This is a genomic window from Archaeoglobus veneficus SNP6, assembly GCF_000194625.1.
In the GTDB taxonomy this organism is placed as follows: Archaea; Halobacteriota; Archaeoglobi; order Archaeoglobales; family Archaeoglobaceae; genus Archaeoglobus_C; species Archaeoglobus_C veneficus.
On the sequence record NC_015320.1, the window covers coordinates 928,220 to 949,139 of the forward strand.

22 protein-coding genes and 2 tRNA genes are annotated in these 20,920 nt (G+C 48.0%); 14 read left to right on the plus strand and 10 right to left on the minus strand.

What is annotated here, in order from left to right; translation table 11 throughout:
* The first annotated feature begins 309 nt into the window (after positions 1-309).
* The 6 genes from ARCVE_RS05350 to pgsA all read left to right on the plus strand — a co-directional run bounded on the left by ARCVE_RS05350 (position 310) and on the right by pgsA (position 7,034).
* The gene (locus ARCVE_RS05350; RefSeq protein WP_013683750.1) at positions 310-2,571 is read left to right on the plus strand and encodes a hydrogenase iron-sulfur subunit; all 2,262 of its coding nucleotides are present in this window, start codon (positions 310-312) and stop codon (positions 2,569-2,571) included.
* A 1-nt stretch (position 2,572) separates the two neighbouring features.
* Positions 2,573-3,880 carry a 4Fe-4S binding protein gene (locus ARCVE_RS05355; RefSeq protein ID WP_013683751.1) on the plus strand — a complete coding sequence of 436 codons (1,308 nt, stop codon included), beginning with the start codon at positions 2,573-2,575 and terminating at the stop codon, positions 3,878-3,880.
* Positions 3,864-5,039 (plus strand): bifunctional phosphopantothenoylcysteine decarboxylase/phosphopantothenate--cysteine ligase CoaBC, encoded by a 1,176-nt coding sequence (gene coaBC / locus ARCVE_RS05360; protein WP_013683752.1) that lies wholly within the window; start codon positions 3,864-3,866, stop codon positions 5,037-5,039. The genes ARCVE_RS05355 and coaBC overlap by 17 nt, the downstream gene beginning before the upstream one ends.
* Positions 5,015-5,809 (plus strand): pantoate kinase, encoded by a 795-nt coding sequence (locus tag ARCVE_RS05365; RefSeq protein ID WP_013683753.1) that lies wholly within the window; start codon positions 5,015-5,017, stop codon positions 5,807-5,809. The genes coaBC and ARCVE_RS05365 overlap by 25 nt, the downstream gene beginning before the upstream one ends.
* A gap of 90 nt (positions 5,810-5,899) precedes the next feature.
* Complete coding sequence (locus ARCVE_RS05370) at positions 5,900-6,472, plus strand: Lrp/AsnC family transcriptional regulator (RefSeq protein ID WP_013683754.1); 573 nt, start codon at positions 5,900-5,902, stop codon at positions 6,470-6,472.
* 4 nt (positions 6,473-6,476) lie between these two features.
* A complete protein-coding gene (gene pgsA / locus ARCVE_RS05375) occupies positions 6,477-7,034 on the plus strand; it encodes an archaetidylinositol phosphate synthase (protein ID WP_013683755.1) in 558 nt (185 codons plus the stop codon).
* A gap of 23 nt (positions 7,035-7,057) precedes the next feature.
* Here pgsA and ARCVE_RS05380 read toward each other — a convergent pair whose 3' ends face one another.
* From ARCVE_RS05380 to ARCVE_RS05410, 7 genes are all read right to left on the minus strand, one after another.
* Positions 7,058-7,900: a DMT family transporter gene (locus tag ARCVE_RS05380; RefSeq protein WP_013683756.1), complete on the minus strand. Its 843-nt coding sequence runs from the start codon at positions 7,898-7,900 to the stop codon at positions 7,058-7,060.
* Complete coding sequence (locus ARCVE_RS05385; RefSeq protein WP_013683757.1) at positions 7,897-8,604, minus strand: UPF0280 family protein; 708 nt, start codon at positions 8,602-8,604, stop codon at positions 7,897-7,899. The genes ARCVE_RS05380 and ARCVE_RS05385 overlap by 4 nt, the downstream gene beginning before the upstream one ends.
* On the minus strand, positions 8,601-8,984 hold the full coding sequence (locus ARCVE_RS05390; RefSeq protein ID WP_013683758.1) for a 4Fe-4S binding protein: 384 nt from the start codon (positions 8,982-8,984) through the stop codon (positions 8,601-8,603). The genes ARCVE_RS05385 and ARCVE_RS05390 overlap by 4 nt, the downstream gene beginning before the upstream one ends.
* A 5-nt stretch (positions 8,985-8,989) precedes the next feature.
* Positions 8,990-10,462, minus strand: a complete 1,473-nt coding sequence (locus ARCVE_RS05395) for a homocysteine biosynthesis protein (RefSeq protein ID WP_013683759.1) — start codon at positions 10,460-10,462, stop codon at positions 8,990-8,992.
* 92 nt (positions 10,463-10,554) lie between these two features.
* Positions 10,555-10,746, minus strand: a complete 192-nt coding sequence (locus ARCVE_RS05400) for a DUF5371 family protein (protein ID WP_013683760.1) — start codon at positions 10,744-10,746, stop codon at positions 10,555-10,557.
* Between the two features lie 81 nt (positions 10,747-10,827).
* Positions 10,828-12,168 (minus strand): adenylosuccinate lyase, encoded by a 1,341-nt coding sequence (gene purB / locus ARCVE_RS05405; RefSeq protein ID WP_013683761.1) that lies wholly within the window; start codon positions 12,166-12,168, stop codon positions 10,828-10,830.
* Positions 12,169-12,220: 52 nt separating this feature from the next.
* Positions 12,221-12,406 carry a hypothetical protein gene (locus ARCVE_RS05410; RefSeq protein ID WP_013683762.1) on the minus strand — a complete coding sequence of 62 codons (186 nt, stop codon included), beginning with the start codon at positions 12,404-12,406 and terminating at the stop codon, positions 12,221-12,223.
* 101 nt (positions 12,407-12,507) lie between these two features.
* Here ARCVE_RS05410 and ARCVE_RS05415 point away from each other — a divergent pair.
* A tRNA-Val gene (locus tag ARCVE_RS05415) sits at positions 12,508-12,580 on the plus strand.
* 278 nt (positions 12,581-12,858) lie between these two features.
* On the plus strand, positions 12,859-13,485 hold the full coding sequence (locus ARCVE_RS05420) for a hypothetical protein (protein WP_013683763.1): 627 nt from the start codon (positions 12,859-12,861) through the stop codon (positions 13,483-13,485).
* Between the two features lie 282 nt (positions 13,486-13,767).
* Here ARCVE_RS05420 and ARCVE_RS05425 read toward each other — a convergent pair.
* Positions 13,768-13,841: transfer RNA gene (locus tag ARCVE_RS05425), tRNA-Met, on the minus strand.
* A gap of 163 nt (positions 13,842-14,004) precedes the next feature.
* Between ARCVE_RS05425 and ARCVE_RS05430 the strand changes: the two genes are divergently transcribed.
* Entirely contained in the window at positions 14,005-14,376 is a 372-nt protein-coding gene (locus ARCVE_RS05430; RefSeq protein WP_013683764.1) for a hypothetical protein, read from the plus strand.
* A gap of 12 nt (positions 14,377-14,388) precedes the next feature.
* On the plus strand, positions 14,389-15,102 hold the full coding sequence (locus ARCVE_RS05435; protein WP_013683765.1) for an alpha/beta hydrolase: 714 nt from the start codon (positions 14,389-14,391) through the stop codon (positions 15,100-15,102).
* Positions 15,103-15,108: 6 nt separating this feature from the next.
* Here the strand turns inward: ARCVE_RS05435 and ARCVE_RS05440 are convergent, their stop codons facing one another.
* Positions 15,109-15,762, minus strand: a complete 654-nt coding sequence (locus ARCVE_RS05440) for an adenylate kinase (RefSeq protein ID WP_013683766.1) — start codon at positions 15,760-15,762, stop codon at positions 15,109-15,111.
* Between the two features lie 145 nt (positions 15,763-15,907).
* On the opposite strand from ARCVE_RS05440, the gene ARCVE_RS05445 reads away from it, so the two are divergent.
* Positions 15,908-16,669 carry a phosphorylase family protein gene (locus tag ARCVE_RS05445; RefSeq protein ID WP_013683767.1) on the plus strand — a complete coding sequence of 254 codons (762 nt, stop codon included), beginning with the start codon at positions 15,908-15,910 and terminating at the stop codon, positions 16,667-16,669.
* Positions 16,644-17,909, plus strand: a complete 1,266-nt coding sequence (locus ARCVE_RS05450; protein ID WP_013683768.1) for an amidohydrolase — start codon at positions 16,644-16,646, stop codon at positions 17,907-17,909. The genes ARCVE_RS05445 and ARCVE_RS05450 overlap by 26 nt, the downstream gene beginning before the upstream one ends.
* Before the next feature lie 12 nt (positions 17,910-17,921).
* On the opposite strand, the gene ARCVE_RS05455 is transcribed toward ARCVE_RS05450, so the two are convergent.
* A complete protein-coding gene (locus ARCVE_RS05455; protein ID WP_013683769.1) occupies positions 17,922-18,593 on the minus strand; it encodes a phosphoribosyltransferase in 672 nt (223 codons plus the stop codon).
* 82 nt (positions 18,594-18,675) lie between these two features.
* Here ARCVE_RS05455 and ade point away from each other — a divergent pair, with 82 nt between their 5' ends.
* Together ade and hpt are read left to right on the plus strand one after the other, a co-directional pair.
* The gene (ade, locus tag ARCVE_RS05460; protein WP_013683770.1) at positions 18,676-20,361 is read left to right on the plus strand and encodes an adenine deaminase; all 1,686 of its coding nucleotides are present in this window, start codon (positions 18,676-18,678) and stop codon (positions 20,359-20,361) included.
* The gene (gene hpt, locus ARCVE_RS05465; protein WP_048085693.1) at positions 20,358-20,885 is read left to right on the plus strand and encodes a hypoxanthine phosphoribosyltransferase; all 528 of its coding nucleotides are present in this window, start codon (positions 20,358-20,360) and stop codon (positions 20,883-20,885) included. The genes ade and hpt overlap by 4 nt, the downstream gene beginning before the upstream one ends.
* Positions 20,886-20,920: the final 35 nt, after the last annotated feature.

Consider the following 20,920-nt stretch of genomic DNA (forward strand, 5'->3'; position numbering starts at 1 on the left):
CAATGAGAATTCCCGCAGCACTGTCACTCGTTGCCGCATCCATCTTCTGATTATGTTCCTCGTGGTAGAGCCGACAGAGCGGGTAGTTGCTGGCGTGTCGTTTCTTGCAGGCTTTTACGTGAAAACTATCGTTTGAAGCGCTTGGAGGGCTGACGAGACGTCTTTACGGTTCCAAAAGCAGGCACTGAAAAAGTAGGAAAAGGAAGATACTGCATCTGGGCTGCTATAGTTTCTTTTTAGTTTACAGAAGCAGAGGTCACAAAGTTTTAAAAGCCGTCCACAATGCTCAGGATTAATAATGGTGATGCCATGAAAATTGGCGTCTTCATCTGTCACTGTGGCTTAAACATAGCCAGTAAGATTAACGTTAAAGAACTCGTTGAGTATGCCCGCAGGCTGGGCGCAGCCTATGCTATCGATATCGATTACGCCTGCTCGGAGGCGGGCCAGGAAGAAATAGCGAGAGCAATTACCGAAGAAAAGCTGGATGCCATAGTCGTGGCTGCCTGCAGCCCTAAGCTCCACGAAGCAACCTTCAGGCGAGTTGCTTTGAGAGCGGGTCTGAATCCGTATATGGTTTCCATTGCCAACATAAGGGAGCAGTGTACGTGGGTGCATTCAGGCAGAGACGCGCAGCTAAAGGCGAGAGATCTACTCAGGATGGCCTTCGAACGGGCCAAGCACTCGAAACCCCTCGAGAGAAAGAGGGCGAGAATTAGAAGAAGCGTGGCAGTTATAGGTGGAGGAATTGCCGGGATAGAAGCGTCTCTTATCCTTGCAAAAGCAGGGATAAAGGTTTACCTTATCGAAAAGAAGCCCACCATTGGCGGTCACATGGCTTTACTTAACGAGGTTTTTCCAACCAACGACTGCTCCATATGCATACTTGCACCGAAAATGAACGAAGTGTGGGAGAACGAGAATATCGAGCTTATAACGAATGCAGAAGTAAAGAAAATTGATGGACGCGTTGGAAACTTCAAACTGCGAATTGTAAAGCATCCCCGGTACGTGAACGAGAACTGTAAGGGTTGTATAGAGGACTGCTCCTCAGTCTGTCCCGTTGACGTTTTTGACGGCGTTGGCATTAGAAAGGCTGTGTACATTCCTTTTCCTCAGGCAACACCTCTCTATGCTGCCATTGACTGGGAAAACTGTATTCGCTGTGAGCTATGTGTAAAAGCCTGCAAACCCAATGCCATCGATTTTAATCAAAAACAGGAAGAGATAGACATAAATGTGGGATCCATTATAATTGCAACCGGATTTAAGCCATTCGACGCAAGGAGAAAGCCCGAATATGGTTACGGCAGGATAGATAACGTCATAACGAGTCTGGAGCTCGAAAGGCTGCTTTCTGCCAGCGGGCCGACAATGGGAGAACTCGTGAGGAAGGATGGCAAAAAACCGGAGAAAGTTGCGTTCATCCAGTGCGTTGGAAGCAGGGACGTCAACACCAACCCCTACTGTTCGAGGGTCTGCTGCATGGCAAGTATAAAGAATGCTCTGATTCTGAAAGAAAGGTTTGGCACGGATGTCACAATATTCTACACCGATATGAGAGCTTCGGGGAGAGGGTATGAAGAGTACTACCGGATGGCGATGAAGAAAGGTGTCCGCTTCGTGAGGGGCATCGTCGGCCAGCTATGGGAAAATAACGGAAAGGTTGTTGTGAGATACGAGGATACGCTCCTCTGCAGGGTTTTTGAGGAGGACTTCGACCTGGTTGTGCTGGCAATAGGCATGGAAGGCACCAACACCTTTTCGAGGGGTGAGGATGGATTTATTGAGGTAGCTCATCCAAAGCTCAGGCCAGCAGAAACTAACACGAAAGGTATCTTTGTCGCTGGGGCTGCGAGTGGGCCAAAGGATATACAGGAGAGTGTAGCATCGGCAGGTCTTGCAGCGTCGAAGGCAATGCAGCTTATCTGCTCGGGTGAAGAAGAACTCGATCCATTCAACGCCTATGTAACAGAAAATTGCATCGGCTGCAGGCTATGCGCTGAGGTATGCAGGTTCAACGCAGTTGTCATTGATGAAAGAAGTGGAAAGGCAAAAATCGACGCAAACGCGTGTGCTATGTGTGGAGCCTGCGTCGCGGCCTGCCCGGTGGATGCGATAGACATGGGATTCTTCTCCGAAGAACAGATAACTGCCGAGATAGACGCCCTGACGGTTGAGAAGAATGCAGACCCCCTCATTCTCGCTTTCTCCTGCTGGTATTGTGGATACGCAGCATTTGACCTTGCGGGAACGCTGAAGCTCACGTATCCTGCCAACGTCAGAGTTATCAGGGTTCTATGCACTTCCCGCGTTGACCCGGAGTGGATTGTGAGGGCAATTGAAAGGGGTGTCGACGGAGTCGTTGTTGTTGGCTGCCGGCCAGGAGAATGTCACTTTGGTGTCAACAGCATAGCGATGGAGAGGATTGATAGAATAAACAGGGCTCTGGAACTTCTTGGCGAGGGTGGAAGAGTTAAAGGAATATGGTGCTCTGCCGGCGAGGCAAGAAAGCTCGTTGCCGAGCTGGAGGACTTCGTGGAAAGGTTAAAGCAGCAAAGAGGCGATTAAAGTGAATACTGAAGGTGGAGATCCGAGCAAGAAACTAAAACCTGAAAGAGACGTTGAAATTCCTGAGATCCCGGAGCAGTTAGGACTGCTCGTCTTTAAACAGCACTTTGAAGGAGAACTGAGGGAATTGATTTTCAACCCGGCTCTCTGCAACGGCTGCAAGTTCTGCGTTTACGCCTGTCCCGTTAAGGCAATAGAGTTCGCCGGCTTTGAAGCTCTCGCTGCAGGGATGCCATTGATAATCGATCATCTTAGCTGCGCCTATTGCGGTATATGCTATGCTTTTTGCCCCTTTAACGCATTTGAATTCAGAATAAACGGAGAAATAGTCGAAAAAAGTAAGCTTCCATTATCCCTTGGTGGAAAAATAGAGAAACTCGAGAACTGCGTTGACTGCATGCTGTGCGTTGAGGTATGTCCGGTGGATGCAATAGAGAGGCGGGTTCTCGCGAGAAGAGAAGATTTCCCAAAGGCCGATGCAAGAGGAAGTATAAGAATTGATACCGAGAAGTGTAATCTTTGCGGAATATGCGCGAGTTTTTGCGATGCGTTCAAGCTCGTAGATAAGGATGTAAAGCCCGGAAATCTTACTCCCTTCGCCGAAATACTGATCGATGAGGAAAAGTGCGACTACTGCGGGCTATGTGTCAAACTCTGTCCGGAGGAAGCAATAGAGGTTGAGAGCAGCAAAGTTATCGAGGCGGATGTGGAAAGAGTTGCCGAGGTTGTTTTCACGGATAGGTGCATCCACTGCGGTTACTGTGTTGCTGTATGTCCCTACGAAGCAGTCATAAACATTAAACCGGTGGAAGGAGAGATAAAGGTATACTGGAAGAGGCTTGCAAGGGTGTGTGAGCCGCTGAGCTGCAAGGCATGCGTTGTCGTGTGCAAAACCAGGGCTTGGCACATCGACAGTGAACTCAAGCTCGAGCCAGAGTTTTGCGTGTACTGCGGGGCGTGCGAGAACGTCTGTCCACACAGACTCATAGAAGTTGATGTCCACGCAATCCACCTCGCAGAGTCAATTAAGTGGCCCGCCTGGTGGAACGCAGTTAGCAGAATTCTCTCAAAGCAGACAGTCGAAAGGGAGATTGCTTTTTCAGCACCAGCTCCTGTTTCGAAAGTTCCGGAAGCTCTGGAGGCAGAAATAGGAGTGAGGGAAAAGGCAGGTATCAAAGCCAAGCTCATAAGGAGAAATCTGGCACCCTTGAGGGAAGCCTTAAAAAAGCCTGGCTACAGGAAAGCATTTGAACGAGGAAATATGAAAACGTTTCTTGGAGCGGTGAAGAGATATGCCAGGAAGACTTGAAGGAAAAACAGTTGTCCTCGGCATAACCGGGAGCCTCGCTGCCGTGGAATGTGTGAAGCTCGCGAGGGAACTCCAGCGGAGAGGAGCGAAGCTATTCGTCGTCATGAGTGAGAGCGCTGAAAGTATTATTGGGAAAGCAGCAATGGAATTCGTTGCAGAGGTTGTTGGTGAAGGTTACCACGTGAAGCTGCTTGGCAATCAGGGAATTGCAGATGCAATGCTCATAGCTCCCGCAACTGCAAACACCATTTCAAAAATCGCAAACGGCATAGCAGATTCAGCGATCACAACCATGGCTCTCACAGCCCTTGGCTCTGGAAAGCCTGTTATCCTTGCCCCGGCAATGCACGGGAGTATGATGGAGAGTCCGTTCTTCGCTGAAAGCCTTGAAAAGGTGAAAAAGCACTGCATTGTGGTGGAGCCGAAGTATGCGGAGGGAAAGGCAAAGCTCGCTGACATCGAAACCATATGTCTCCACGTTGAGAGAGCCTTGAGCAGCAAGGAGTTTGAAGGGAAGAAAGTTGTCGTAACATCCGGCCCAACCTATGAATTCCTTGATCCAATTCGCTTCATAAGTAACAGGAGTTCAGGGAGAATGGGCAGGGAGCTTGCCCTCGAGTTCTGGAGAAGAGGAGCCAGCATCGTTCACATAACGTCAAAGCCCACAGGCCTGAACCTTCCGAACTTCAGAGAGGTGGCGGTCATCTCGGTTTCCGACATGCTTGAGGCGTGTCTATCAGAGATAAACGATTGCAATCTTTTCGTCTCCGCTGCCGCGCCAGCGGACTTCACGGTTGAGAAGGAAGAATCGAAAATCAAGACAGCCGAGGAGCTTGTTGTCAGGCTGAAAGCCGCACCGAAGATCCTCTGGGAGGTCAGGAAGGTTTACGACGGGCCTGTTATAGGCTTCAAGGCTGAGACTGGAATAAGTGAGGATGAGCTCTATGAAATTGCCTACGAGAAGATGCTCCACGACAGGCTCGATATGGTAGTTGCCAACGATGTTATCCATAGGGGTATGGGAACTCCGGACACGAAGGTTCTCATAGTGACTGCAAAACGGAAGATCTGGGCTGAAGGTCTGAAGAGCGAGATTGCCAGGCGTATAGTGGACATCTACGTGGAAGATTGCCTATGTTCTTCGCCCCCGCAAGCATAACCTGCTTTTTCACTCCGGTAATCGGAAAAAATCCGGCAGAAACAGGCTCCTATGGAGTTAGCATAGCTCTCAACAAAGGCGTCAGGGTGAATGTTAGCGATAAATTGCTCGTTAATGACAGGGAAGTAAGATTTCCAACGGTTGAATACGTGCTCGATGCTCTCGGTGGGAAAGGGGTCGAAATAGAAACGGATTTTCCTCTATCATGCGGGTTCGGTATGAGCGGGGCATCAGCCCTCGCAGCAGCCTTTGCCGTCAACGAGGAGAATGGTTTGAATCTGCCGTTTTACAGGCTTGCTGATCTTGCCCACGAGGCGGAAGTCGTTAACAGGACGGGCCTCGGTGACGTTGTCTGTCAGAGTTACGGCGGAATAGTGGTAAGAGTAGAGCCGGGATGTCCGTCCAATGCAAGAGTAGAGAGATTTCTGTGGAGGCTTGAGCTGGATATTCTCGTGCTCGGAAGCCTGAAAACTGAAGAGGTCTTGAGCGAAAACATTGATTTCTCTGTAGGAAAAGACTGTCTCAAAGAATTTATGCGAAAACCGAGCGTTGAGAATTTATTTGTCCAGGCAAAGAGGTTTTCCGTAGAAACGGGGCTTATAGAGGATGTTATGGATGTGATCGAGGCAGTTGAAGCTTCTGGTGGAATGGCATCCATGGTTATGCTTGGAAAAGCAGTTTTCGCTGTAAACGGCTACGAAGCGCTTGAAGAGTTCGGTGAGCCGGTCAGAGCAACTGTAAGTCCGTATGGTGTTAGATTCTTATTTTAAATTTTTGTATGTCAATTAATATCGGATAGAAGGCCGATCCGATTTCGCTAATTTTTTATAAGCTAAGGACAAGTGGATGAGGGGGTAAGAATGGTGGGGCTCTTCGAACTTGATGAAAAGGATAAGAAGATACTTGAAATTTTAGAGGAAAATCCCGAAATATCACAGAATGAGATAGCGAAGCTCGTAGGACTCTCTCAACCTTCGGTGGGTGCAAGAATAAAGAAAATGAAGGAACTCGGAATTATAAACCACACCTACGGCATCAACATAAGAAATCCCGGCCTGTATATACTGAAAGTTGATGTCAAATGCAGGCAGCCGAGAGAACTTCTTAAGCTCTTCGAAGGATGTCCGTTCTTCCTGAATGGATTCATCGTCGCAGGAAACAGAAATCTCACCATGATGTTCATCGGTGAAGACCTCTCTACTCTCGAGGCAATAGTTGACCAGCACATAAGGCCGAGTCCCGACGTTTACGACATAGACGTTGGAATAGTTGTAAGGGCGGAGAGAGATACTGTTGTGCCCATGAAAATCCACATAGAACCTGCTGACGTGCCATCGTGCGGTTCAAGCTGCGGGGATTGTGACTACTGGATAAACGAGCTGTGCCTTGGCTGTCCGATAACAGGCCACTACAGAGGCAAGATATGGAAGTAAGAGAATGTTAAGTCAGATAAAGAGCTACACGACATCACTGCTTACACCCATAACGGCGGTTCTGGCGAAAGCTGGATTGAAGCCGAATCACCTTACTTTTCTTGGTCTGTTTTTTGGTTTTGCAGCAGCATTGCTGATATGCCAGGGTATGGCAGTCTTTGGAGCAATGGCAGTTCTACTGAGCGGTCTCATGGATATGCTTGACGGCGCTCTTGCAAGAAACGCCGGGAAAACTACACCTTTTGGTGGTTTTCTCGATTCCGTCTTCGACAGGTACGTTGACGTTGCAATCTTCATTGCTCTTGGGGTTTACGGCGCTGACTGGCTCATCGTAAGCATTGCCCTTAGCGGAGCTTTGCTTGTTAGCTACACGAGAGCGAGAGCCGAGCATATAATTCCCAAGTGCGACGTTGGAATTGCCGAAAGGGGTGAGAGACTGCTCATAATCGTTGCTGGCCTGCTCACGAATCACATCTGGCATGCAGTTGCGATAGTTGCTGTTCTGTCACACATCACGGCCATACACAGGGTTATCCATACCTACAGTGTGTCGAAGTCCTGAAGACGAAAAAACGAAACAAAAGATCAAAGCAAAAAGTACGCCTCAACTCCCGAAATAATCAGTATGGCTGCGATGAAAAATCTGAGACTGAAAACTTCCACATCACGAATGAAAATCCACGATAGGATGACTGTGAAGAGAGGATACGTGCTTAGAAATGACTCCACCACGCTTACAGGATATAGCGACAGCGCCACATACCTCATGTAGTGACCAAATCCAACGAAGATGCCGCCGAGAATGAAAGGCCAGTAATCTCTGCCAATACTATTTATCTCAATCTTCTTTCCTGCCACGATCGGGAAGAGCAATAGGGCCGAGATGTAACCTATTGCCGTTCCGAGAACAGCATTGCTGGAGATCTCCATACCGGTTCTAACGACTACAGACGATAATGCGGCGACAAATCCTGTAAAGAGACCAAGAAGTATTCCACGTGCATCCTTTACGCCGCCAGGCCTTGATAGAGCGAACACGCCTGCAAAAATTAACCCTGCCATGAGAACAACTCTGGCAGTAATGTGCTCTGCAAGCAAAAGGAGGCCGAGCATCGCTGCGAAGAAAACTCTGGTTGTGGCAAGAGTGGCTGCAACGTTCGCACCAACTCTATCTATACAGACGTAGAAGGCCGTTCTTGCAACGAGGAAGTGCAGCACTCCGGCTATGATCATGGCGGCAACGAAAGCTGGCTGTAAATCAGACAAGGGGTTCAAAGACGGAAGGGAGAGAGCAGTAAAAAGGATGGCCGTTGTGGCTATGCTCACGAACGTGCCCGTAGTTGTATCGCAGCTTATTGTGCCCTTCTTTATCGAAACCTGATGCAGGCTGAAGAACAGGGCGATTCCGAGGAGCAGCAGTACCTTCATCCCTTCGTTATGAGATCCGGGCTAACATTAACCTTTACTATCTCCGGCAACTCTCCGACAACTCCTACTACGTCGTCTTTTACCACCATTGCGCCATCTACGTGCTTTCTTGCCGTCTGCCAGAATTCCTCGAGAGCTTCTTCAATCTCATTCTTTCCAAAGTCCTCTTTAATCATGTTTCCAAGGGCTGTTGCAAAAGCGTCAGCGATGCAGGCGTCGCTGCCAACAACAGTCGCAGCATCAGCATATCCAAAGCTTATAGAATGTCCGATTTTGCCGCTTGACGTGCATACTGCCCTGATTTTACCCTCTGGCTCTATTCTGAAGCCGAGGTTTGATGGGTATATTCCAACGATGAGTTCCCTGTCCGTGTAGATAGCTATGTCACCACCGTTGTCCACCACTATGAATTCGGAGAATCTGGAGACCTCCTCGACAGCATACTGTGCTATAGTGCCGGCAACCGCCGCCATTGGGCCGACGTTTGCTAGTTTTGATGCGTGGCACATTCTGCCAACTATCTCTCCGTGGCACTCATAGGGATCGAGGGTTGTAAAAAAGAGAGGGTCTCTTGTGATCTTTTCTTCTATTTCCTTTCTTGCTTTCAGCATGGCTTTTACCGCTCTTTCATAGTCATCTTCAGTATCCACGAGTACCGTTGCAATAGTCTGCTTGTGTCTGAAGCGGAACCGCAGGTAGCTCATGGCAGCTTCAACGCCTTTACCGGACAAACGTTTACACAGTTACCGCAGTGAATGCACTTTGAGGCGTTTATGACGACCTTCTTTTCTCCGTTTAACTCTATGGCTTCGACGGGACATATGCTTATGCACGCTCCGCAGTGAATGCATTTCTCCTCGTCCTTTTCCACCGCACGCTCGATTATGTGCACGTCCACGCCATACTTTGTGAAGACGTTAACAATCTGTTCGGCTTTCGAGTCGTCCACCTCAATTATCAATTCGCCCTCTCTCGGCCCAACGTTTGCCTTTATTATGTTCAGGAGGGTTGATGTTTCAAGGGTTGCGAGGGATATTATCGGCTTCTTTACGGCTTTTGAACCAAATCTGAGTTGCAGCATCATTGCAATCACCTCACCAGGAGTTTGCTCAGGTCTTCGCTGGTAACCATGCCAATGACGCGCTGTTTCGCATCTACGACGGGTAAAGCAGAGATGTTGTGCTTCTCCATCTTTCTCGCTGCGATCTCCACTGGCTCGTCTGGCAGTGCAGTTATCACTTTTCTCGTCATTATTTCGGCCACATTTCCAGTCTTCTTTGTTGCCACAGCCTTTGCTATGTCCCATGAAGTCACGATACCTACGAGTCTTCCATCCTTAACAACCGGCAGGTGGTTGACACCTTTCTGGATCATTATTCTCGACGCTTCATCCACGCTCGTCTCAGGTTCGATGGTTATTGCTGGGGTCATAACGCTCCTGACGAATTTTACTTCCCTTTGCCTCATTGGCTTGAAATTGCACTCTCTGCTTATTCTTTCAGCCGGCGGAGACAGGAAGAACTCTGCCCTCTCTATCTGTCTCTTAAGCTCTTCCATAATTTTCTCTGCCATGTAGAAGCTCGAAAGAGGTGAAACCCTGACTTCCTCCCCGTTTATCTCCACCTTCCCGCTCTTAAGCTCCGCGTAGTTTACCTTCTTCACTACAGGCCTCTGTCTTCTCGGCACGCCGAAGTCGATAATTTCCGTCCAGATTTCCTCGTCTCTAATTGCCGTTGCCCTTGCCATGTCAGCGTCGAGTATCGGTATAGGTATTCCGATGCCCACGTACATCGTGACTCCGTAGCCGGGGAACACCGCAGCCCTCATGAATTCCGGCTTCATCTCTTTGAGGTTACCCTTGACCATGAGTGTACCAAAGGGTGGGCAGTGCTGTGTACCCTCGCCGATCACGTACCCCTTAGCCCCGCAGAGGAATATCCTCGTTCCCACACCAATTGTTCTGTATTCCGGATCGTTGTTGAGCGGAGATATTTCGCCACAGCCCGCAAAGGTGACGTTTCCAAAGTTGGGCAGGAGCGTACCCATGTACGTTCGCAGGAGTTGCTGGGAAGAGTTTGTTGCTGCCTTGTATCGCTGGTAGGCATTCCTTGGATTGAGCATCTCGGCCTGGTTCAGATCTTCGAGGGCAATTTCGGTGATTATCTCCTTCCTCGGATAGCAGTCCGTCCCCTTCGAAATTGCCCTGAGAACGACCTCCCTTCCCCTGACGAGTTCCTCTATCACATGAGCCCCACCGTACTCCTCGTGCTTTTCCGAGACCTGGGTGACTCCGAGGTAAGCATCCACGGCTGCAATGCCAGTGTATGCTTCAACATCGTTGAGCCAGATTTTCTGCATCTTGATGGGAGGGTCTGAATGACCGAAGTTCATGAATACACCAGAAGAGCACATCGCACCAAACGTGCCTGTAGTTACAACGTCAACTTCTTTTGCTGCTTTTTCGGCCCCAAGTTCGGCAACGAGTTCTTTCATCTCGCTTGCTGTAACAACGCAGACATTACCTTCTCTAATCCTTTCGTTAATCTCCTCTACCGTTTTCACGCAACAAGCTTCGCTCTGCAGTATATAAACATTCCTAATTTTAGGACGCTCAAAAATTAATAATCGTAATAACAAACAAAAAAAGAAATAAACTACTTTTTCTTCTTCTTCAGGACTTCCTCAAGCTTCTTTTCCAGTGGCTCTTCATGCGTGTACGGACACATGAGGTAGTGTTCTACAGCCTTCGCTATCGCGTCCTTGGTTGCACTCTCGCCTGTCTTCTTCTTGAGTTCCTCAAGCACGTGCTCAGGCAGCACGGTCTGGGCATGAACGATCTTAACCATTGACTCTCACCACCTATGATAACAGTAGCACTTCAAGTACTTAAACTTTACTCATTATTACAATGATGGATATTTGAGAAGTCAGCCAATGATAGATGTAACGTACTCTCTGACCATCTCGATCCTCTGCTTGGCTGTTCCGAGGTAGTTTTCTGGCCTGAGCAAACTTTCAAGCTCTTCCCTACTTAAATATTTTATTATTTCTTTCTCCGCAGCGAGTTCTTCCAGCAGAGACGTGTTATGCTCGTATGCCTTCATTGCTGCCCGCCTGAGCATTTCGTGGGCATCCTGTCTGCTGACACCTCTCTTTGTGAGGGCTATCATTACCGCCTCGCTCAGGTTGAGACCTTTATGTATTTCAAGATTTCTCTTTATGTTTTCAATGTTCAGCGTGAGGGATGAGATTACTTTTATCATTTTGCTCAGTATATGGTCTGTGAGTACCGATGCTTCGACAAGAATTATTCTTTCCGCTGAGGAATTCGTTAAATCTCTCTCTTCCCAGAGGATGGAACTCTGATGCTGGGGTTCGACAAAGCCCCTTACAACTCTCGCAATTCCGCATATGTTTTCGCAGTCTATGGGGTTTCGCTTGTGGGGCATCGTCGAACTTCCAACCTGCATTTTCTCGAAACGCTCCATTACCTCTCCAACTTCCGCTCGCTGGAGCAGTCTTATGTTCGTTGCAATCTTTTCGAGGGTAGCCGCAAGATTTGCGAGGAATTCAACATACTCGCAGTACACGTCCCTCGGAATTATCTGACTCGAAATTATTGCAGGCCTGAGACCGAGGAGGGTCATGACCTCTCTTTCGATCTCAATGCCTTCGCTGCCAAATGCGGCTTGAGTGCCAACGGCTCCACTCATCTGACCAACGAGTAGCCGTTCTTTGAGCTGCTGGAGTCTCTGGTAGTGTCTCGCAACTTCCGATGCCCAGAGAGCAAACCTGAAGCCGTAAGTTGTTGGCAAAGCAGCCTGACCGTGAGTTCTCCCGAGACAGACCACATCCTTGTACTCCTCTGCTCTCTCGAGCAGAAGTTCTGCGAGCTTTTTCAGTCTAACTTCGAAGACCTTGATCGCATCCCTGAACTGCGTAGCCGTAGCGGTATCGATTATATCGTTGGAAGTCGCGCCGAAGTGAACCCATCTCGCAGCGCTACCCGCAACTTCAGATATTGCCTTTACGAGGGCCATTATGTCATGTTTGATCTCCGCCTCGATCTCCTTGACCCTTTCTGGCTTTATCTGGAGGGCCTTTCTCTTTACTTCCTCGACCTCCTCTTCACTAAGATAGCCGCGCTTTGCCAAAGCTTTGAGAAGAGCTATTTCGACCCTGATCATCCGCTTTATCTTGCTCTCCTCGCTCCATATCCTCTTCATCTGCGGCGTTCCATAGCGGTAGTCAATTGGATGAACTATCATCGAGCAAAACTCCACGCTACCCTATAAAAGCTTGATGAATTAAAAAATGGTGTTAAAATTTCAGGCGTGAATCGACCTCCTTTACGGCTTCTCTGATGCAGAAGAACTCTTTTTTGATTTTAATCAAATATTTGCATCTTTTGCCCGTATAACCGGCAATGCAGAGCTGACAGTCCTCGGGATAAACTCTCTTGATACCGAGTCCGTATCTCTCAGCGAGAAGTTCTATGGTGGTCATCTGCACCACCTCCAATTCTATTTCGCCAAACCTTTTTAAATCTATCTGGCTTTTAGGTTGCAAGAGAAAGGATTAAATTCAGGTTAGCCAAGTACGCTCAAGGGCCCGTGGTCTAGTGGTTATGACGCCTGCCTCACACGCAGGAGGTCCCCGGTTCAAATCCGGGCGGGCCCACTTTTGCATCTTAGATCTGTTTTCTGTTTACGGCAAATCCATCCTTAATTCAAGCCTAAATACTACAGTAGCACACCAAGCAGAAATCGGTATTGCCAAAACAAGATAACAAGAGTTAGATACGTAGCAAATTAATTGAAATAAATTTGCAGAAAGAGCTAAAAAGGAGATGTGCAGTATCTTAGTCAACATGAGCGCAGAAATTTCGGGCTGGAAAAGGAGGATGCGAAGGGATTTTTTGATTACGCTGAGTGGTATTTGTTTAATGGGTGATTGGAATGGCTTCAGAGCGTTCTTACGATTTTGTAAAAAAATTTGATGAACTAAGGAATGTGCTTGTTGCGTTAGTTCTTATTACCGCAGTTATTGGAGTGTTTGGATTAGTAATGATGTCATGTTATGGGTATAAAGATCAACTGATGTTTATTGCTAATATTCTAAGCGTGTTGGTGGCAATCTTAATGATTGGTGTTGTTGGATACCAAGCTAAGATTTCAGAACATCAAGCGGAAATTTTGTGGAAGCAGACTAAAATATTGGAACTTGATAAGCTACCTATGCTTGTTATTAGGAAAATAAAGCCAAAAGAATTGGCATTTGAGATAATTAATGCTTCAAAATACCCAATTAAAGTTGAGTATGGGGATTTTAAACCTTATGAAAGTTATGATAGAGAAACAATAGAAGAACAAATACGGAATTTTAGGCACATATTTAGATTAGGTCGAGGCATTTTGATCACCCCTGGGAGTAGTCTAAGAATTTCGGGCCAATTTGAAAAACCTATTGTGGTTCCGGGAGTTTTAAGGATAAAAGCATCAAACGTGTATTTTCCAGATCTTGTTATCGAATACGAGTATGTTATAAGCTCTGGGGAAATCAATAAGGTTGAGGGGCTTCCCTGATTACTACCTCTTTTTTGTTCCCATCCCTTTATATACTACATCGCCCCCTTATGTTCCACATGGAACAAGGTGGAACATATTCTGAATCAACATCTATAAGAGAGCCTCCAGCGAAAAAAACGGCAGGAGAGGGTTGATTTGAAGCACATCAGAATTTCAAGAGAGAATTATATATTTTTGAAAGAAAATTTCAGAAATCGCTTTTCTGAGACTATTGATAAGCTGATAACTTCTTTCAGGACTGGAAAACCGATAAGCATTGAGATTCCCAAAATCGGAGCATGCCGAGGGGGGGATTCGAACCCCCGACCTCCTGATTATGAGTCAGGCGCCCCAACCAGCTAGGCTACCTCGGCTCAGGCAAATGGTTTCGCATGGGAATATTAAATCTTTTGCTATGAAGTGGATATAAAATAGTGTCCGGGCAACACAATCCGGCTCTATTAGATAAATGGCTAAATGGAAAAAAATTTATATAGTCTTTAGTATAACCATCGGTTACTCAAAGAGGTGTTGTCGATGGTCGAGGAACTTACTGAGAAGGAGGAGAAAATCGTCAGGCTGCTCTCAGAAACAGGACTCAACAAAAATATTGCTAAGGTAGTGGTTTTCCTATCCAAGAGCGGTGAGGCGATTTCGAGAGACATAGAGAGAGCAGCGAACCTAAGACAGCCAGAGGTCAGTCTCGCGATGAAAGAGCTTAAGGAATGGGGATGGGTAAAAGAGAGAGAACTCAAAAAGAAGGGTAAAGGTAGGCCCCTCAAGAGTTACAAACTCACGCTTGATTTAAAGGAAATCGTTGCCGAACTGATTGAGAAGAAGAGAGAGGAAATAAAGCGCATTGAAAAGGACCTCGAAGAGCTTGAAAAGCTCGTAGGCCTCAAATCCTGATTTCTTTATTCCATGTTCATCGATGTCAATATTTCCGGCAATTTTGCAAGAATATACATCGAGAATGTGGTCCTCATCTGTCACGGCCTACCAGCGGAACCAGGTTCTGTTGTTGAGAAAAGCTACGACAGGCTTGCAAGGTACTTTTCGAAGTACTTTAATCCAGTTATCTTCGATTTTCCCGGCTGCGGACTGAGCAGAGGTGAATTCAGGCTCAGAAGGTGGGTGGAGGATTTCGTCACAATTGCAGACAGCTTTTCTGCCGTGGATATAGTTGCATTCAGCATGGGTGGTGTGCCTGCAGTGTACGCTGCAGCGAACCTGCGCCACGTAAGGAGCCTTACCCTTGTCGCCACACCCTGCTGCTTTGAAGCCATATCCGAAGACGTGCTCCACCAGATATATTCAAACGCGAAGTCCAGGGGAACGCTGAAGGGAGTCAGAGACTTCGGGACTTTCATAAGAGAGTTAAAAGAGGACATGATCGAGTTTGAGCCATTAAAGTGGATTGAAAACATCAGAAACGTACTCTTTATTCACGGAACGAAGGACGATGTCATCCCAATCGAGAGCTCTGAGAGGATGTTCAGACTCGCAAAGAATCCGAAGAAGTTCCTGCGGGTAGTGGGAGGAGGGCACAAGCTGAGGCAGGAGAAGGCCGTGATAGATGCCATAATCCAGTGGATTGTCGAAGAAAAGAAAAAAGAGGGCGTCGAAGACCTTTAAGGGTGTTTAACCCTTAATCTTTTCGAGAATTGCCTCAATATCCTTGAACACATCATCTATGCTCTTCGTTCCGTCAATGTTGTAGAGTAGGCCCTTCTTCTGGTAGTAGTCAATGAGTGGCTCGGTCTGCTCCCTGTAAACCTGATACCTTGCCCTTACAGTGTCTTCTTTGTCGTCGTCTCTCTGATAGAGTTCGCCGCCACACTTGTCACATTTGCCCTCCTCTTTTGGCGGCTTGTAGATGAGGTGGTAAACGGCACCACAGTTTCTGCAGCTTCTGCGGTTGACAATTCTTTTAACAACCTCCTCTTCGGGAACCTGAATGTTGATTACGGCATCAATCTTCTTTCCAAGTTCCTCGAGCATTTTGTCCAGCGCCTCTGCCTGCGCAATCGTCCTCGGGAAGCCATCGAGGATGAAGCCCTTATCACAGTCGGGCTGCTTGAGTCTCTCCTTAACGATGCCTATAACAACCTCGTCCGGCACGAGCTGTCCCTTGTCCATGTACTCCTTCGCCTTCTTGCCAAGCTCTGTTCCCTTTGCTACAGCTTCTCTCAGCATGTCTCCTGTGGAAATCTGCGGGATTCCGTATTTCTCCACAATAAGCTTTGCCTGCGTTCCCTTTCCGGATCCGGGTGGGCCAAGTAAAATCAGGTTCATAGCTGGGCTGAGATTTCGAAGGTTTAAAAGTTTTCTATTTTATACTCAATTTCGAACAATTTTGAAATACTGCAGATGGTGTGCTTATGCTGTGTAGGCAGCAAAGGGTAAAAGATTTATCCGCTCGAGTGTCAGAAGCGGCAGAGTGAGCTTCAGGTACCGGAGGGCCAGCAAGTTGATAGGAATAATTGGCGGGACGAACATTCTGGAAATAGAGGTTTTGCGCGATGTTGTTGAGAAGAAAGTTGAAACTGCTTACGGCACGGCGGAGGTTGATGTGGGCTACATAGATGATATAAAAGTTGCACTGATACAGAGACACGGAAAGAAGCAGGACAAACCTCCGCACGTTATAAATCACGCAGCAAACTTCGCAGCATTGAAGGAACTTGGAGTTGAGTATGTTATTGGGATGGGCTCTGTTGGATGTCTGAGAGAGGAAATAGAGCTACCGGCCTTAATTATTCCCGACGACTACATTGACTTCTTCAGCGGCGCTACGATATTCAACAACGAACTCGTCCACATAACGCCCGGTTTTGACGAAGAAATCAGAGAAGTGCTCATCAGGTGCGCAAGAGGTGCTGACGTAAACGTCATTGAGAAAGGTGTTTACTTCCAGAGCAGAGGACCGAGGCTGGAAACCAGAGCCGAAATCAGGGTTATCAAGAACTGGGCAGACTGTGTTGGAATGACCGCGGCAGCAGAAGCGACCATTGCAAAAGAACTTGGCCTGAAATACGCTGTGATCTGCACGATGGACAACTACGCCCACGGAATCAAGAGCGAGGTCGTGGACTACGAAGAGATAAGAAGAAGGGCTAAGGAGAATGCAGGCCTGTGTTTGAAGGTTATCGAAGAGGCTGTTAGGGTGATTTGGAATGAGTATATTGATAAAGGACGTTAAGATAGTTGACGCCCGCAAGGCTGTTGAGGGAGACATCTACATCGAGGAAAATAGAATTGCAGAGGTTGGCGAAGTAAAAGGCAAAAAGGACGATATCGTTATCGACGGAAAAGGTAAGGCAGTAATCCCCGGGCTTGTTAACACTCACACCCACGCAGCAATGGTTCTGTTCAGAAGCTACGCTGACGACATGCCCCTGATGGAGTGGCTGGAGAAAAAGATATGGCCGCTCGAAGCGAAACTGAAGCCCGATGATATCTACCACGGAACGAAGCTCGCGTGCCTGGAGATGATAAAGTCCGGAACTACTGCTTTTAACGACATGTATTTCGAAGTCGAATCCATCGCTAAGGCCGTAGAAGAGATGGGGATGAGAGCCTGCATCTCTTCGGCCTTCTTCGACTTCTTCGACAAGCAGAGGCTTGAAGAGAGCCTGAAAAAAGTGGAGGATGACCTGAAGAAACTCAGGAAGTTCAAAAACGTTATCCCAGCAGTGGGCCCTCACGCACCCTACACGGTCAGTCTTGACGGGTTGAAAGCATCTATGGAACTCGCCGAGAAATACGATGCACTCGTCCACTTTCATTTAGCGGAGACGAAGGGGGAAATTGAAGAATTCAAAAAGAAGTACGGAAAAGGGATCGTTGAAGCTCTAAACGAGATAGGATTTTTAAACGAGAGGCTAATCGCCGCTCACTGCGTATGGCTGAGCGAGGAAGAGATAAGGCTGATGGCCGAAAAGAATGTGAACGTTAGCCATTGCCCTGCAAGCAACATGAAACTCTGTGTTGGAAGTGCGTTGAACTATTCGGCGATGAAGAAATACAGTCTGAACGTCACGCTTGGCACCGACAGCGCTGCGAGCAACAACAACTTGGATATGTTCGAGGAAATGAAGTTTGCTACGCTGCTTCAGAAGTACCATTATAGCGCTCCGACGCTCATGAACGCAGCCGAAATTTTCGAAATCGCAACGCTTAACGGGGCGAAGGCACTGGGGATTAAAGCGGGACTGATAGAATCCGGTTATTTGGCAGACCTGGTGATGATAGATCTGAAGAAGCCCTACTTCACGCCGGGACACAATCTGATAGCTGACATTGTTTATTCAGCAAAAGGGGACTGCGTTGATACGGTAATAATAGACGGGAAGGTCGTCATGGAGGGCGGAAAGGTTGAAGGCGAGGAAAAGATAATGGAGGAAGCAAGGGAGGCTGCACTCGATCTTATCAGCAGATAGCCTGGCAACACTTTATTTTTTCAGTCTCCAGAACAGCTTTCCTCCTTTCTCGACTTGCATGGCTATGCCTCTTCTAACCATTTCAGACAGAACGTCTCGAAGCTTTCCGGGCTGGGCGATTTCAAGACTCGTCGGCTCTATTCCGTGCTTCATATACAGCCCCCACTTGATGTCCCACTCGCTCCAGTCCGTGTCGCGTTCACTCATGAGCTTTCCAATTATATCTATCATATCCTCGTAGAAGTTCCACGGGAAGACAATCCACGCGTCCTCGACAACATACTCGCCGAAGTAGTCCGGGGTGAAGGAGGAAGTATAGATTAGCTGCAGTACCGCGGTTTTTATCTCTGCAGCACCATTTTTCTCGGCGTAATCCTTTGCTACGCTTATGCTCTGCCCCGTGTTCGCAACGTCGTCAACTATCAGTACCCTCCTTCCCTCAAGCTCCGAAAGTGCTGCTGCGTTAACACTGAGCTTCTTTTCCTCAATGCCAGCATAGTGCTCCACTCTAACACTGACGAGCTCAGGGATACCGAGGAGGTCGCACAGGATGTTTCCTGCAAACCAGCCACCCTTGGCAAGGGCGACGATGACGTCAGGGGAAAAACCATCTTCCCTTATCTCCTCAGCCACCCTCCTGCACAGCGAGTCCATGTAATCCCAGTTCGTTACTATGCACTTCATCGGGTGTAGCTTGGCATGGAGGACTTAACGCTTTTGATTTAACGAAAACATTTTGTATTCCCCGGTGTTCCCAGCCTGTGCTATGCCTGATGTCACCGACGTGGCGATGAAAAGAGCCAAACCCGACCTCGTTCTGAGCGGTAACGTTTTTTCCGTATTCACAGGCGAGACTTTTGAAGCTGATGTAGCGATCTGCAACGGGAGAATTGCCGGAATTGGCGATTATGGCGGTGGAATCGAAGTTGACTATATTCTTCCCGGCTTCATTGATGCTCACATCCACCTTGAGAGCACACTTCTTCATCCTGCAGAGTTTGCGAAAGCTGCGATTCCCCATGGCACCACTGCGGTTATTGCTGATCCGCACGAAATCGCAAACGTAGCGGGGAAAGCAGGGATAAGGTACCTCATCGACGCAACAGCAAACCTGCCCATTGACTTCTACTTCATGGCCCCTTCATGCGTCCCTGCTGTTGAGGGACTTGAAACTTTTGCCTGCAGACTCGATGCACTGGATATAGAGGAGATTTTGCAGTGGGAGCGTGTGCTCGGGCTTGCAGAACTCATGAACTTTCCGGGCGTTGTGATGGGTTCCAGAGATGTCCTTGAAAAAATCGAAGCGGCAAAGAAGGCTAAAAAGCTGATAGATGGGCATTCGCCTGGCCTTACGGGCAGAGAGCTTAACGCGTACATCGCTGCTGGCATAACGACTGACCACGAGTGCATATCTGCAATAGAAGCGATGGAGAAGGTAAGAAGGGGAATGAAGGTGATGATCCGCGAAGGCTCCGTGGCGAAGAACATGCGAGAACTCGTCAAGATTGTCAACGACTTCAACTCGTGCTTCTTTATGCTCGTCAGCGACGATTTGCTTCCAGTGGATATAGAGCAGGGGCACATGGATTACAGGATTAAGCTTGCGGTGCAGTACGGCGTAAAACCTGAGGTCGCAGTAAGAATGGCCACATTAAGCCCCGCGATGCATTTCGGACTTGACTGCGGAGCAATCGTACCGGGCTTTAAGGCAGATCTCGTAGCCGTTGATAGTTTTGAGGACTTTAACGTGCAGCTCGTCGTTAAGGACGGAAAAATCGTCTGGGATGGTAAGCTTAGAGCTGAAATTAAGAGAGTGTACCCACCAGCGGAGCTGACGAACACGGTAAAAATGCCAGCACTCAGCCCAGAAGACGTTGCAATAGAAGCAAGAGGGAAGGTTTGCAGGCTGATTGAAGTTGTTTCCGGGCAAATAGTGACGAAGGCTGCAGAGTGGGAGCCAGTAATAAATGATGGATACGCCCTTCCAGACCCGCAGCAGGAGGTTGCAAAGGTCGTCGTTGTTGACAGGCATCGTGGGGAGAAGAAGATTGGAAAAGGTTTTGTTAGGTTCCCTATTGAAAAGGGGGCCATTGCAAGCAGCGTTTCTCACGACTCCCACAACTGTATCTGCGTTGGTGTTGATGACATGGCGATGGTTAAGGCCCTAAAGAGGATTCAGGAGATGCGGGGCGGTTTCGTTGTTGTGGATGGTGATGTTAAGGCGGAACTTCCGCTGCCCATCGCGGGCTTAATGTCAGACCTCAGTTTTGAAGAAGTCGTCAGTAGACTTAATAAACTGTACAAGGCTGCGAGAGAGCTGGGTGTAAAAGCCGAACATCCCTTCACAACCCTGAGTTTCCTCGCGCTCCCCGTAATACCTGAGCTCAGAATAACGGATTACGGGCTCGTCGATGTAAAAGCCATGAAAATAGTCGATCTGTGGGTGGAATGATGGAGTTGGAGCTGCTGATAGGCGGAGAGGAGATAAGGGGCCGAGTTAAGGAGCTTGCGGAGCAGATAAGCAAGGACTACAGGGACAGAATTGGGGACGAGACGCCGCTCCTTATAGGAATCCTCAACGGGGCTTTTATATTCCTCGCAGATCTGATAAGGGAGCTGAGCATTCCCGTGGAGGTAGACTTCGTCAAGCTGAAGAGTTACGTTGGAACGAATTCGACTGGTACGGTTGAAGTTAAGCTTGACGTGGAGAGGGAGATCGAGGGAAGGGACGTTATAGTTGTTGAGGATATAATCGACACAGGGATAACGATGGAGTTCTTCCTCAACAGACTGAAAAAGAAGAAGCCTAAAAGCATCGCCGTGTGCACACTCCTCGACAAGCCTGAGAGGAGGATCGTGGACGTCAAGCCAGACTACGTTGGATTTACGATTCCCGATTACTTCGTCGTTGGCTATGGTCTGGATTTCAACGGCCGCTACAGAGAACTGCCGGCTATATACCGGGTAAAACCCTAACGTTCTTCATTCCTGAGCACTAAATACCCGGAAAG

Coding starts and splice junctions, on each gene's coding strand:
- ARCVE_RS05430 (WP_013683764.1), top strand. CDS start 14,005: ATGGTCGAGGAACTTACTGAGAAGGAGGAGAAAATCGTCAGGCTGCTC.
- ARCVE_RS05350 (WP_013683750.1), top strand. CDS start 310: ATGAAAATTGGCGTCTTCATCTGTCACTGTGGCTTAAACATAGCCAGT.
- ARCVE_RS05450 (WP_013683768.1), top strand. CDS start 16,644: ATGAGTATATTGATAAAGGACGTTAAGATAGTTGACGCCCGCAAGGCT.
- pgsA (WP_013683755.1), top strand. CDS start 6,477: ATGTTAAGTCAGATAAAGAGCTACACGACATCACTGCTTACACCCATA.
- ARCVE_RS05385 (WP_013683757.1), bottom strand. CDS start 8,604: ATGAGCTACCTGCGGTTCCGCTTCAGACACAAGCAGACTATTGCAACG.
- ade (WP_013683770.1), top strand. CDS start 18,676: ATGCCTGATGTCACCGACGTGGCGATGAAAAGAGCCAAACCCGACCTC.
- ARCVE_RS05400 (WP_013683760.1), bottom strand. CDS start 10,746: ATGGTTAAGATCGTTCATGCCCAGACCGTGCTGCCTGAGCACGTGCTT.
- ARCVE_RS05365 (WP_013683753.1), top strand. CDS start 5,015: ATGTTCTTCGCCCCCGCAAGCATAACCTGCTTTTTCACTCCGGTAATC.
- ARCVE_RS05380 (WP_013683756.1), bottom strand. CDS start 7,900: ATGAAGGTACTGCTGCTCCTCGGAATCGCCCTGTTCTTCAGCCTGCAT.
- hpt (WP_048085693.1), top strand. CDS start 20,358: ATGATGGAGTTGGAGCTGCTGATAGGCGGAGAGGAGATAAGGGGCCGA.
- ARCVE_RS05455 (WP_013683769.1), bottom strand. CDS start 18,593: ATGAAGTGCATAGTAACGAACTGGGATTACATGGACTCGCTGTGCAGG.
- ARCVE_RS05420 (WP_013683763.1), top strand. CDS start 12,859: ATGGCTTCAGAGCGTTCTTACGATTTTGTAAAAAAATTTGATGAACTA.
- ARCVE_RS05410 (WP_013683762.1), bottom strand. CDS start 12,406: ATGACCACCATAGAACTTCTCGCTGAGAGATACGGACTCGGTATCAAG.
- coaBC (WP_013683752.1), top strand. CDS start 3,864: ATGCCAGGAAGACTTGAAGGAAAAACAGTTGTCCTCGGCATAACCGGG.
- ARCVE_RS05390 (WP_013683758.1), bottom strand. CDS start 8,984: ATGATGCTGCAACTCAGATTTGGTTCAAAAGCCGTAAAGAAGCCGATA.
- ARCVE_RS05440 (WP_013683766.1), bottom strand. CDS start 15,762: ATGAACCTGATTTTACTTGGCCCACCCGGATCCGGAAAGGGAACGCAG.
- purB (WP_013683761.1), bottom strand. CDS start 12,168: ATGATAGTTCATCCAATTGACTACCGCTATGGAACGCCGCAGATGAAG.
- ARCVE_RS05435 (WP_013683765.1), top strand. CDS start 14,389: ATGTTCATCGATGTCAATATTTCCGGCAATTTTGCAAGAATATACATC.
- ARCVE_RS05370 (WP_013683754.1), top strand. CDS start 5,900: ATGGTGGGGCTCTTCGAACTTGATGAAAAGGATAAGAAGATACTTGAA.